General features: G+C 42.0%; 9 protein-coding genes and 2 rRNA genes (1 of these 11 cut by a window edge). 10 read left to right on the forward strand and 1 reads right to left on the reverse strand.

From position 1 onward, the window contains the following. Window positions 1-2607, forward strand: a 23S ribosomal RNA gene (locus tag CALKRO_RS01465); it begins 365 nt to the left of the window's first position. A gap of 73 nt (window positions 2608-2680) precedes the next feature. Further along, a 5S ribosomal RNA gene (gene rrf / locus CALKRO_RS01470) occupies window positions 2681-2797 on the forward strand. A gap of 45 nt (window positions 2798-2842) precedes the next feature. Here rrf and CALKRO_RS01475 read toward each other — a convergent pair. Next, the gene (locus CALKRO_RS01475; RefSeq protein WP_013429359.1) at window positions 2843-3790 is read right to left on the reverse strand and encodes an AAA family ATPase; all 948 of its coding nucleotides are present in this window, start codon (window positions 3788-3790) and stop codon (window positions 2843-2845) included. A gap of 266 nt (window positions 3791-4056) precedes the next feature. Here CALKRO_RS01475 and CALKRO_RS01480 point away from each other — a divergent pair, with 266 nt between their 5' ends. From CALKRO_RS01480 to CALKRO_RS01515, 8 genes are all read left to right on the forward strand, one after another. Next, window positions 4057-4512, forward strand: a complete 456-nt coding sequence (locus tag CALKRO_RS01480; RefSeq protein ID WP_013429360.1) for a VOC family protein — start codon at window positions 4057-4059, stop codon at window positions 4510-4512. A gap of 33 nt (window positions 4513-4545) precedes the next feature. After that, window positions 4546-5190, forward strand: coding sequence for a ThuA domain-containing protein (locus CALKRO_RS01485; RefSeq protein ID WP_013429361.1), 645 nt, complete (start codon window positions 4546-4548; stop codon window positions 5188-5190). 175 nt (window positions 5191-5365) lie between these two features. Beyond that, window positions 5366-5998 (forward strand): AGE family epimerase/isomerase, encoded by a 633-nt coding sequence (locus CALKRO_RS01490; RefSeq protein ID WP_013429362.1) that lies wholly within the window; start codon window positions 5366-5368, stop codon window positions 5996-5998. Between the two features lie 103 nt (window positions 5999-6101). Then, window positions 6102-7109, forward strand: coding sequence for a substrate-binding domain-containing protein (locus CALKRO_RS01495; protein WP_013429363.1), 1008 nt, complete (start codon window positions 6102-6104; stop codon window positions 7107-7109). A gap of 72 nt (window positions 7110-7181) precedes the next feature. Then, entirely contained in the window at window positions 7182-8168 is a 987-nt protein-coding gene (locus CALKRO_RS01500; RefSeq protein ID WP_013429364.1) for a glycoside hydrolase family 130 protein, read from the forward strand. A gap of 255 nt (window positions 8169-8423) precedes the next feature. After that, window positions 8424-10070 (forward strand): ABC transporter substrate-binding protein, encoded by a 1647-nt coding sequence (locus CALKRO_RS01505; protein WP_013429365.1) that lies wholly within the window; start codon window positions 8424-8426, stop codon window positions 10068-10070. 111 nt (window positions 10071-10181) lie between these two features. Next, window positions 10182-11108 carry an ABC transporter permease gene (locus CALKRO_RS01510; protein WP_013429366.1) on the forward strand — a complete coding sequence of 309 codons (927 nt, stop codon included), beginning with the start codon at window positions 10182-10184 and terminating at the stop codon, window positions 11106-11108. Window positions 11109-11137: 29 nt separating this feature from the next. Next, window positions 11138-12040, forward strand: a complete 903-nt coding sequence (locus CALKRO_RS01515) for a carbohydrate ABC transporter permease (RefSeq protein WP_013429367.1) — start codon at window positions 11138-11140, stop codon at window positions 12038-12040. Window positions 12041-12049 lie beyond the last annotated feature (9 nt).

The following is a 12049-nucleotide window of genomic DNA, read 5'->3' on the forward strand; positions in this document are numbered from 1 at the left end:
GTAGAGGGTGACAGCCCCGTAGGCGAAAAGTGCGGTAGAGTGGTGCTTCTGATCCTGAGTAGCACCAGTGCCGTGGAAGCTGGTGTGAAGCAGGGGGGACCACCCTCCAAGGCTAAATACTACCGGTGACCGATAGTGCACAAGTACCGTGAGGGAAAGGTGAAAAGAACCCCGGGAGGGGAGTGAAATAGAGCCTGAAACCCTGTGCCTACAAGCAGACGGAGGGGGCGAGAAGTCCCTGACGTCGTACTTATTGAAGAACGGTCCGGCGAGTTACTTACGCATGCGAGGCTAAGGCGCGAGAGAGCGCTGGAGCCGCAGGGAAACCGAGTCTGAAGAGGGCGATTAGTATGCGTAAGTAGACCCGAAACCGGGTGATCTACCCTTGGCCAGGGTGAAGTGTGGGTGAGACCACATGGAGGCCCGAACCGGTCGTCGTTGAAAAGGCGTCGGATGAGCTGAGGGTAGTGGAGAAATTCCAATCGAACCCGGAGATAGCTGGTTCTCCCCGAAATAGCTTTAGGGCTAGCCTCAAGCTTGTAGCCGCTGGAGGTAGAGCACTGATTGGGCTAGGGGCGCAAAAACGTTACCGAACCCTATCAAACTCCGAATGCTGGCGGTTTTAAGCTTGGGAGTCAGACCACGAGCGATAAGGTCCGTGGTCGAGAGGGGAACAGCCCAGACCGACTGCTAAGGTCCCGAAGGTGTGGCTAAGTGTGCAAAGGATGTTCAGCCGCGAAGACAACCAGGAGGTTGGCTTAGAAGCAGCCATTCCTTTAAAGAGTGCGTAACAGCTCACTGGTCGAGCGGCTGGGCGCCGAAAATACTCGGGGCTAAAGCCACACACCGAAGCATCGGGTTATAGCCACGGGAAGGTGTGGCTATAGCGGTAGGGGAGCGTTCTGCGTTAGGGCGAAGCCCAAGGCGAAAGCCAGGGTGGACGAGGCAGAAGTGAGAATGCCGGAATAAGTAGCGCGAGGCAGGTGGGAAGCCTGCCCGTCGGAAGCCCAAGGTTTTCTGGGGAAGGCGAATCCGCCCAGAGTTAGCCGGGGCCTAAGGCGAGGCCGAAAGGCGTAGCTGATGGGTATCAGGTTGATAATCCTGAGCCACCTGCCGGAGGTTAACCTACGAGGCGGGACGCAGGAGGAGCAGGCAACCGGGGAGTTGGTAGACCCCGGCCAAGCGGCGAGCGGGAGTGGGTAGGCAAATCCGCTCACTCGGCAACCGTGAGCCGTGATGGGGAGCCGAAGTAATAGTAGGCGAAGTGCCGAGCTTCACACTGCCAAGAAAAGCGTCGCGTAGGCGAAGGCAGGTGCCCGTACTGGAAACCGACACAGGTGGGCGAGGAGAGGATCCACAGACGGACGGGTGAAGCACCGCTAAGGAACTCGGCAAACTGACCCCGTAACTTCGGGAGAAGGGGTGCCCTGGGTGAAGAGCTCAGGGTCGCAGGGAATAGGCCCAAGCGACTGTTTATCAAAAACACAGGTCTCTGCCAAGCCGAAAGGCGAGGTATAGGGGCTGACGCCTGCCCGGTGCTGGAAGGTTAAGGGGAGGGGTTAGCCTGAAGAGGGCGAAGCTCCGAACCGAAGCCCCAGTGAACGGCGGCCGTAACTATAACGGTCCTAAGGTAGCGAAATTCCTTGTCGGGTAAGTTCCGACCCGCACGAATGGCGTAACGACTTGGGCGCTGTCTTGGCGGTGTGCCCGGCGAAATTGTGGTACCAGTGAAGACGCTGGTTACCCGCGGTTGGACAGAAAGACCCCGTGGAGCTTTACTGCAGCCTGGCACTGTGTTTTGGTGTGCCCTGTACAGGATAGGTGGGAGGCGGAGAAGTGGGTGCGCCAGCATCCATGGAGCCGACGGTGGGATACCACTCTGGGTGCACTGGGGCACTAACCAGACACTCTGAACCGAGTGATGGGACACTGTCAGGTGGGCAGTTTGACTGGGGCGGTCGCCTCCTAAAAGGTAACGGAGGCGCCCAAAGGTCACCTCAGCACGGATGGAAATCGTGCGGTAGGAGTGCAAAGGCGGTAAGGTGGCTTGACTGTGAGAGAGACATCTCGAGCAGGGACGAAAGTCGGGCTTAGTGATCCGGCGGTATTCAAGTGGGAGAGCCGTCGCTCAACGGATAAAAGTTACCCCGGGGATAACAGGCTGATCTCCCCCGAGAGTCCACATCGACGGGGAGGTTTGGCACCTCGATGTCGGCTCATCGCATCCTGGGGCTGAAGTAGGTCCCAAGGGTTGGGCTGTTCGCCCATTAAAGCGGTACGTGAGCTGGGTTCAGAACGTCGTGAGACAGTTCGGTCCTTATCCGCCGCGGGCGCAGGGTATTTGAGGGGAGCTGACCCTAGTACGAGAGGACCGGGTTGGACGGACCGCTGGTTTACCAGTTGTCCCGCCAGGGGCACGGCTGGGAAGCCAAGTCCGGAAGGGATAAACGCTGAAAGCATCTAAGCGTGAAGCCCACCCCAAGATGAGATACCCCACACCTCAAAGGTGGTAAGGGTCCTGGAAGACTACCAGGTAGATAGGCCGCATGTGTAAGCGCTGTGAGGCGTTGAGCAAGGCGGTACTAATGGCCCGAGGAGCTTGACCGAAAGAGGAGCTTTCTCCCTATTCACTTGCGAGGCTGCTTAGAAAGCTGCTGAAGAAAATGAATAAGCTGACAAATCCGGTGGCGAAAGAGCGAGGGAAACACCCGTTCCCATTCCGAACACGGAAGTTAAGCCTCGCAACGCCGATGATACTGTGCTGGAGACGGCACGGGAAAGTAGGTGGCTGCCGGATTTTTTATTTTTAGATGGTCTCTCTTGTCTTAATTTTTCGATTGTTTTAAAAAGCAAAATTTTCACTTGGCACTGGTACCTTTTCAAGTATCTCGTTTATCACATCTGACGATTTTGCATTTTTGATTATATATTGATTCTTGAGAAGAATCCTATGGCTGAGGACAAAAGGAGCTAAGTACTTGACAAAATCAGGAAGAACAAAATCGTAGCCTCGGACAGCAGCGAGGCTTTGAGATGCACGCATAAGAGCAATGAAGCTTCTGTTGCTTGCAGGAAGCTGAACCATTTCGTGTTCTCTTGTGCTTTGACAAATTTCGTATATATAAGATAGAATATCTTCGTTTACATACACCTCTTTTATCTTTTCCTGAATCTTTATTACCTCATCCTTTGCTACCACAGGTTCTATACTATCGAGAGGATTTTTTTCTCTGAACCTTGTGAGCATCTTTATAGTCTCTTCTTTGTTTGTGTATCCTAAACTGAGCTTTATCAAAAACCTGTCAAGCTGCGCCTCAGGGAGAGGATATGTTCCCTGAATTTCAATAGGGTTTTGAGTAGCAATAACAAAAAATGGGTCTTCTAACTTATGTGTGATACCGTCAATTGTCACCTGTCTTTCTTCCATGCATTCAAGAAGACTTGACTGTGTTCTTGGCGTTGCCCTGTTTATTTCATCAGCCAAAAGTATATTAGTAAAAATTGGACCTGGTCTGAACTCAAACTCTTGTGTTTTCATGTTGAAGTAGTATATACCTGTCAGATCTGATGGCAGAAGGTCTGGCGTGAACTGAATTCTTTTGAAACTACAATTTATAGATTTTGCAAGAGCCTTTGACAGCATTGTTTTTCCTGTGCCCGGGACATCCTCTAAAAGAACATGCCCACCGGCAAAGAGAGATGTTATTACAAGCTCAATTTGAGCTTCCTTTCCAACAATTACTTTTGATATATTTTGAATAATTTTTTTTGCTACACTTGCTATCTCCATTTTTCATTCCTACTTTCCTTTTTGTGTTTTATATTAAAAATTTTGACCTTTCTATGTTTTATTTAAACTTACATAGTCTGCCTATAAAATTATTTTACCTCTTTTAAAAAGCTATTTCAATCAACTGTTAACTCTTTAAATCTACAAAATATAAAGCGTTGTTTTATCAAAAATGTGCAAAAACAAAGCAGAAATTTGTATATCCATAACTTAACAAAGTGAGATACAATATTGTCATGTAAACAATTTCAAAGGAGGCATAAAAGGTGGCAAATGAGATTTTGGGAACAGATGTTGTTGTCCAGATAGGAATAATTGTTAAAGACATTGAAAAGACAGCAAAAGACTTTGCACAGTTTTTTGGAGTTGAGGTTCCACAGATTATCGAAACCGAAGAGTATGAGAAAACACACACAGAGTACAGAGGAAAACCTACAAATGCCAGAGCAAAACTTGCATTTTTCAGAAATTTCAAAAACGTAGAGATTGAGTTAATTGAACCAGACGAAAATCCTTCTACATGGAGAGAGTTTTTAGAAAATCATGGCGAGGGTATTCACCATATTGGTGTATTTGTAAAGAACATGGATGAGAAGATTGAAAATTTTAAAAAAGAAGGAATTGAGGTTCTTCAAAAAGGGGATTACACAGGTGGAAGGTATGCTTACATGGAAAGTACCAATAAGCTCAAATTTATCTTGGAACTTTTAGAAAACTTTTAAAATATTTATTGAGGGAAGTGGGGAGAAATAATTATGAAAAAAATCTTAGCCTTACTTGGAGATTTTTACCACAGTCATGACAACCTGCTCAAAGCCTTACAGCAAGCCACAAGTACTGCTTTAGATAACTGCGAGATAATAGATGCATCAATTGAAAACTTTGAGGAGTTTCTTTCTCAAAATCCAGATGCAATTGTAATCTCTGCAGAAAACAGGGTAAATCCACAAGACGAAATTGTAAAGTGCTGGATGACAGAGAAGGTAGAAAAGAGAATAAAAGAGTATGTTGAAGGCGGTGGAAGGCTTTTTGTATGGCACTCAGGGCTTGCCTCATACCCTGAAGAAGGAGAGTTTTTCAAACTTGTAAAAGGATATTTTAAGTTTCATCCAGATAAGCACAAGCTTGTGAGATATCATTCTTTACATGAAGCTACTCTTGATGGCAAAAAATTTGATTTTGAAATTATAGATGAACACTATTTTGTTTTTTGCGACAAAGAAAATATTAACATCTATCTTTACTCTGAATCAGAAGACGGCAGTTCAATTGCAGGATGGTGGCACAATTTTGGCAAGGGTAAAGTGGTTGCATTAACTCCTGCTCACAGAGAAGATGGGCTTTTAGATAATAACTTCCAGGAACTTCTCAAAGCAGTTTTGACCTTTCTTTTCAAGTAGGACTTTCAAAATATAAATAATAAATAAAAGTTTTCAAGGGCTTATCCAGCTACAGCTTTGGATGAGCCCTTTTTTAAAAAACAATTGACAGAATATAAAAAAACAATTAATATAGAAATATAAAGTGAACGATTAAGTAACCCAATTACTAAACTTTTAAGTGAGCTGGTGAAAAATGGATATTACAAGGTTTAAGGAAGATTTAAAAGCACATCTTGAAGAAAAGATTGTACCATTTTGGCAAAGTTTAAAGGACGACGAATTTGGCGGCTACTATGGATACATGGGCTTTAATCTCAATATTAATAGGGAAGCTCAAAAAGGTTGCATTTTGAACTCGAGGATATTATGGTTTTTCTCAGCATGTTACAATATCCTGAAAAATGCAAGTTGGCTTTTGGATGAAGCTGCTAAATATTTGAAAGATGAAAAATTAAAAGAGGAAGTTGAAAAGCTTACATTAGAGGTTGCCAAAGTAACTTTAAAAGAAGCCTTTGATGGACAAAGCCTTATAAATGAAAAGGTAGAGGACAAAATTGACAGGAGCAAAATCTGGTGGGTTGAGGCAGAGACTGTTGTTGGATTTTTCAATGCATATCAAAAGTCAAAAGAGGAAAAATTTTTAGATGCAACCATCAAAACATGGGAGTTTATAAAAGAGTATCTTGTTGACAAAAGAAAAAATTCTGAGTGGCTATGGAAAGTAAGTGAGGATTTAAAAGCTTTGGATATGCCAATTGTTGAACCGTGGAAGTGTCCATATCACAACGGTAGAATGTGTTTGGAGATAATAAAAAGGGTTGACTAAAAGTTTCGAGCTTGACCCTGTAAAGTTACAGAGAAATAAAGTATAATAGAAAGTAAAAAAGAAAAGGCTTGTAAAGCCTTATTTGAAGGGGAAAAAGGATACAATGGATAAGAGAGTTACCATGAAAGATATTGCCGAAAAGCTTGGTGTTTCAAAGGTAACAGTGTCAAAGGCCCTCAAAGATAGCCCTGATATTAGTGCATCCCTGAAAGAGAAAATCATAAAGACTGCTCAGGAGATGGGTTACATCTACAACGCAAAGGGAAGGATGCTAAGAGAAAACCTAACGTATTCCATCGGTGTGATATCGTCAGAAAAGTATTATGGCAAAGACGACTATTTCTATATAGACCTTTACAAACATCTTTCAAACAGCTTAGAGAAGCTTGGCTTTACAACAACCTTCAACATTATAAGCCAGTCAGACGAAAATGAGCTTTCTGTACCCAACGCGCTTTTGGAACAGAAGGTAGACGGTGTTGTTATTTTAGGTCAGATGAATCTTGACTACATTCAAAAGATTTTAAGTTACGACTATCCGACAGTATTTTTAGACTTTTACTGTGACAAGTTCAACGTTGACTGTGTCATCACAGACAACTTTTACGCAACATACGAGATAACCAACATGCTAATAGAGCAGGGTCACACCAAAATTGGGTTTGTAGGGAACATCTACGCAACAAGCAGTATCCAGGACAGGTTCCTGGGCTTTTACAAGGCGCTTTTGGAGAACAAGATAGATCTCAACAAAGACTGGATAATAAAAGACAGGGATGACAACAACAATTTCATAGATATTGTATTGCCCAAAAACCTTCCAACGGCATTTGTCTGTAACTGTGACAAGACTGCTTATCTTACAATAGAAAAGCTTAAATCAAGTGGCTACAAGGTGCCGGACGATGTGTCAGTGGTGGGGTTTGATGACAGTCTTCACGCAGTGCTCTCAGAGCCTAAAATTACCACCGTCCGTGTGAATTTGGAAGAGATGGGCAGAAGAACAGCCAAGATGATGGTTGAAAAGATAAAGCAAGGGGAAAAGCATTATGGTAAGATGCTCATAAAAGGCAAGGTTATCATAAGAGAATCTGCCAAGGCTTTGAAATAACGCTTTGTTAACATGATCTAAAAAGATTTTAAATTCACATAAATTCAAAAAATATAGAGGAGGAAAGGGCTAATGGATATTAAAATTATTGGGCAATCACTTCCAAACATGCCATGGGAAGAAAGGCCAAAAGACTGCAAGGACATTGTATGGAGGTCTAAATACAATCCAATTATCAAGAGAAATCAGGCAAAAGATGCAAATAGTATCTTCAACAGCGCAGTTGTTCCCTTCAAAGATGCTTTTGCAGGAGTTTTTAGAGTAGATGATAGGGCAAGAAGAATGAACATCAGACGTGGGTTTAGCAAGGATGGTTACAACTGGGAGATTGACGATGAACCAATCAACTTCATCCAGCAGACAAGAGACCCACTTGTAAGTGAGTACAAGTACGATCCAAGAGTAACTTTCATAGAGGATAGATACTATATCACATGGTGTAATGGCTATCACGGGCCAACAATTGGTGTTGGCTATACATTCGACTTTGAAAAGTTCTATCAGATTGAAAATGCATTTTTGCCATACAACAGAAACGGTGTGCTTTTCCCGAGGAAAATAAACGGTAAATACGCGATGCTTTCTCGCCCATCAGATACGGGGCACACAGCTTTTGGCGACATATTCTACAGCGAAAGCCCTGATATGATTCACTGGGGTTGCCACAGACATGTAATGTCAGCAGGCTATACTCCATGGCAGTCGCTCAAAATAGGGGCAGGGCCTACACCAATTGAAACAAGCGAAGGGTGGCTGCTAATTTATCACGGTGTACTTCTTTCATGCAATGGTTATGTATACAGCTTTGGTGCAGCACTTTTGGACTTAGAAAAACCATGGATTGTGAAAGCAAGATCAAAATCTTATCTTCTTTCGCCACAGGAGTATTATGAATGTGTTGGCGATGTTCCAAACGTAGCATTCCCATGTGCAACACTGTGCGACGCTAGCACAGGAAGGCTTGCAATATACTATGGCGGTGCTGATACTGTCGTGAACCTTGCATTTGCTTATGTTCAGGATATAATTGAACTTCTCAAGAGGGAAAGCCAGGAATAATAAAAATATTAATATTGATGATAAAAACATACAAAAAAAGGCCGGCAGCAGAACAAAGCTGCTGGTCTTTTTGATTTTGTGATATTTTCAAACTTGAAATTAGTTTATTTACTGGTAAAGTAAAATCTAAAATCTGCGGTATAAAATATTAAGTTTCTCGGGTTGTTAAATATGCACCATAAATTTTATAATGAACATGTAGTTGTTTTGCAGTTTTTCTATACAAAAATTACATTCTAGAAAGGAGGATTGATTATGTTTAAAAGAAGAGTTGCTTTATTGGTTGCTATTGCCTTTTTGATGACCATCATTGTTCCGGGGTTTTTCAGTGCTCCAACAAAGGCAGTAGCAGCATCTAAAAACCCAATAGTTTTTAAGATTTATTGGGGTGATTCTAACGCAGAGCCGGTTGATGTGTGGAAAACACCAATTGGTAAAAAGGTTGAACAAATAACAGGTGTAAGGCTTCAATTTGAATTTATTGTCGGCAGTGATGAGGAAACAAAGGCAGGTATCATGCTTGCAAGTGGCGACTTGCCAGACTTAATCAATGCGCACAATGTTGTAAACAAGTTTATTGAAGCAGGAGCTTTAGTTCCGCTGGATAATTACATTGCTAAGTACGGCAAGAACATCAAAAAGTGGTATGATGCAAAAGCGCTTAAAAAAATCAAATATCCAAAGGATGGGCACATTTACTATCTCACACCTTTCAGAGAAGAATCTGACCCGCTATATTCGTTTGCTGGCTTCTGGCTACCGATATACGTTCTCAAAGAGAACAAATGGCCAGTTGTAAGAGATATTGACACATATTTCAAGATTGTAAAAGACGCTGTCAAGAAACATCCAACATACAATGGAAAGCCAACAATTGGTTTTACAGCGCTGACTGATAGCTGGAGAATTTATGTACTGATGCAACAGCCGCTGAGACTTGAAGGCTATCCGAACGATGGTGGCTGGCTTATTGACGAAAAAACAGGTGTTGTAAAAGACAGTTATACAATGCCATATGCAAAAACATATTACAAGATACTCAACCAGATGTGGAACGAAGGTCTGCTTGACAAAGAGATGTTCTCACAAAACTATGATCAGTACTTAGCAAAGATTTCGTCGGGCAGAGTTATTGGTTTTTATGATGAGAGATGGCAGATACAATCTGCAATAGATTCTCTTGAAAAACAAGGACTTTATGACAGAATTCCAATTGCAATGCCAGTGCTCAAAAAAGGTGTAAAAAGAGATAGATACAACGTGGTTACAATGGGAACAGGTGCTGGAATATCAATTACAAAAAAGTGCAAGGATCCGGTTGCAGCCTTCAAGTTCTTAGATAGAATGGCTGGCGAGGATATCTTGAAACTCATCAACTGGGGTATTCAGGGCCAGGACTACTATGTAAAGAATGGTAAGATGTACAAGGACGCAAAACAGATTCAAAACTACATGAACCCAGATTACAGAAAGAAACAGGGCATTGGCGGAAATATCTGGTTTGCATTCCCAAGACCACCGTTTGACTGGACATATTCAGACAAGAGTGGAAAGATTTCTTGGGACTATTCAGACCAGGCATTAGAACAAAGGTACAAACCATATGAAAAGGAAGTTTTGAAAGCTTATAAGATTAAGTCGTTCAAAGACTTGTTCTCACCAACATGGAACTCACCGTACGGATATGGCTGGGATATCAAGCTCCCAGACGACCTGCAGGCAATCCAGAACCAGGCTGATGACTTGCAAAGAAGGTACGTCACAAAAGCTATAATGGCAAAACCGGGTGAGTACGATAAGATTTGGAATGAATACCTCAACAAGATGAAGAACATTCCTATCAAAAAGGTAATTGACTTTAGACAAAAAGAAATTCAGAGAAGACTCAAAGAGTGGAACTAATTGGTATTTTGAAGTTTGACATTTTAAAGCTCACGGAACACCTAATTCTAAAGGTGTTCCGTGAGTATTTAGTTTAGTTGACGCTACAAGCTTTTAAGGAGGAAAAGAAAAATGCAGTCATCTAAGAAAGGAATCTTTTCAACAATCTACAACCAACGCCAGCTAATTGTTCTTACATTTCCTTTTTTAATTATGGTGCTAATTTTTAACTACTTTCCACTGTGGGGTTGGTTACTTGCTTTCAAAGACTACAAACCGTATCTTGGTTTTCAAAATTCAGAGTGGGTTGGATTTAAAAACTTTGCAGACCTATTTTCAGACGTTTATTTTTTCCAGGCGCTTAGAAATACCCTGGTCATAAGCTGTTTGAAACTAATATTCAATTTTTTGTCATCCATTACATTTGCAATACTTCTAAATGAGATCAAAAACATGCTATTTAAAAGAACAGTGCAGACAATTTCCTACCTTCCACACTTTGTTTCATGGGTTGTTGCAGCAAATATTGTATATACAGTTTTGTCACCTGATTATGGAATTATAAATGACTTGCTTGTAAAATTTCACATTATAAAAGAGCCTATAAACTTCCTTGGTGAGCCCCAATATTTCTGGTTTATAGCCCCTGCGACTGAGGTCTGGAAAGAGATGGGCTGGAATGCAATTATATACTTGGCTGCAATGACTAACATTGATCCGCAGCTTTATGAAGCTGCAAGCATAGACGGTGCAGGCAGGCTAAAGAGAATATGGTATATAACCTTGCCAGGTATTCTACCCACAGTCAAGATTCTTCTTATCATGAACGTTGGATGGATTTTGAATGCTGGGTTTGAACAGATGTACCTTTTGCAAAGACCATCAACATTGGACTATTCAGATATCCTTGAGACATACATCTTAAGATATGGTATTGGAAGTGGAAGATGGTCATATGCAACAGCAGCTGGTATTTTCAACTCTGTTGTAAGCCTTATTCTTGTTACAACTGCAAACAAAGTAGCATCTAAGATTGGTGAAGGTGAAAGGGTATTTTAAAAAAACTTTACTGAGAGGTGTTTTAGAAAGTGCAAACGTCAGCAAAGTATAGGACAACAGAGGATTTAGTCATTGACATTGTGGTATACACAGTTATGATAATCGTGATGATAGCTACTTTATATCCTTTTTGGAATATACTTGCTATTTCTCTTAACGATGCGCTTGATACCATAAGAGGTGGAATATATCTGTGGCCAAGAAAATTTACACTTAACAACTATAGAGTCATTCTCAGCAATCCTGACATATACCATGCAACGCTCATATCAGTTTTGAGAGCTGTTATAGGAAGCATTACAAACGTTCTTTCATGTTTGATGGTTGCATACGCAATTAGTCGAAAGGACTATATATTCAGAAAGTTTATCTCAAGAGTCATCGTGTTTACAATGTATTTTAGCGGCGGTCTTATACCCACATACCTTCTTATGAAAAATCTTCATCTTGTTGGAACGTTTTGGGTGTACATTTTGCCTGGTATGGTAAGCGCGTTCAATATAATTGTGATAAGAAGCTATATAGACGGGCTTCCTCAAAGTCTTATTGAGTCAGCTAAGATTGACGGTGCAAGCGAATATAGGATACTGTTCCAGATAATAATGCCGCTTTGCCTTCCTGTTTTGGCAACTGTGACACTTTGGGTGGCGGTTGGTCAGTGGAATGCATGGTTTGATACATTCCTGTATAACTCCGGCAAGCCAGAGCTTTCTACTTTGCAGTTTGAGCTTCAAAAGATTTTACAGTCTGTTCAGTCTGCTTCAACAAACCCCGACTTTTCAGCATCACTTACATCTTCTGGCAGGACTGTAACACCAACTGCTATCCGTGCAACTATGACAATAGTTGCAACACTGCCCATACTTTTTGTATATCCGTTCCTACAAAGATACTTTATACATGGTCTTACAATTGGTAGTATAAAAGAGTAAAGAAGAATA

Source organism: Caldicellulosiruptor kronotskyensis 2002 (assembly GCF_000166775.1).
GTDB classification, from domain to species: domain Bacteria; phylum Bacillota; class Thermoanaerobacteria; order Caldicellulosiruptorales; family Caldicellulosiruptoraceae; genus Caldicellulosiruptor; species Caldicellulosiruptor kronotskyensis.

Bases quoted from the DNA above. Each gene is read 5' to 3' on its own strand.
- CALKRO_RS01510 (WP_013429366.1), top strand. From the start codon at position 10,182: ATGCAGTCATCTAAGAAAGGAATCTTTTCAACAATCTACAACCAACGC.
- CALKRO_RS01490 (WP_013429362.1), top strand. From the start codon at position 5,366: ATGGATATTACAAGGTTTAAGGAAGATTTAAAAGCACATCTTGAAGAA.
- CALKRO_RS01495 (WP_013429363.1), top strand. From the start codon at position 6,102: ATGGATAAGAGAGTTACCATGAAAGATATTGCCGAAAAGCTTGGTGTT.
- CALKRO_RS01500 (WP_013429364.1), top strand. From the start codon at position 7,182: ATGGATATTAAAATTATTGGGCAATCACTTCCAAACATGCCATGGGAA.
- CALKRO_RS01475 (WP_013429359.1), bottom strand. From the start codon at position 3,790: ATGGAGATAGCAAGTGTAGCAAAAAAAATTATTCAAAATATATCAAAA.
- CALKRO_RS01505 (WP_013429365.1), top strand. From the start codon at position 8,424: ATGTTTAAAAGAAGAGTTGCTTTATTGGTTGCTATTGCCTTTTTGATG.
- CALKRO_RS01485 (WP_013429361.1), top strand. From the start codon at position 4,546: ATGAAAAAAATCTTAGCCTTACTTGGAGATTTTTACCACAGTCATGAC.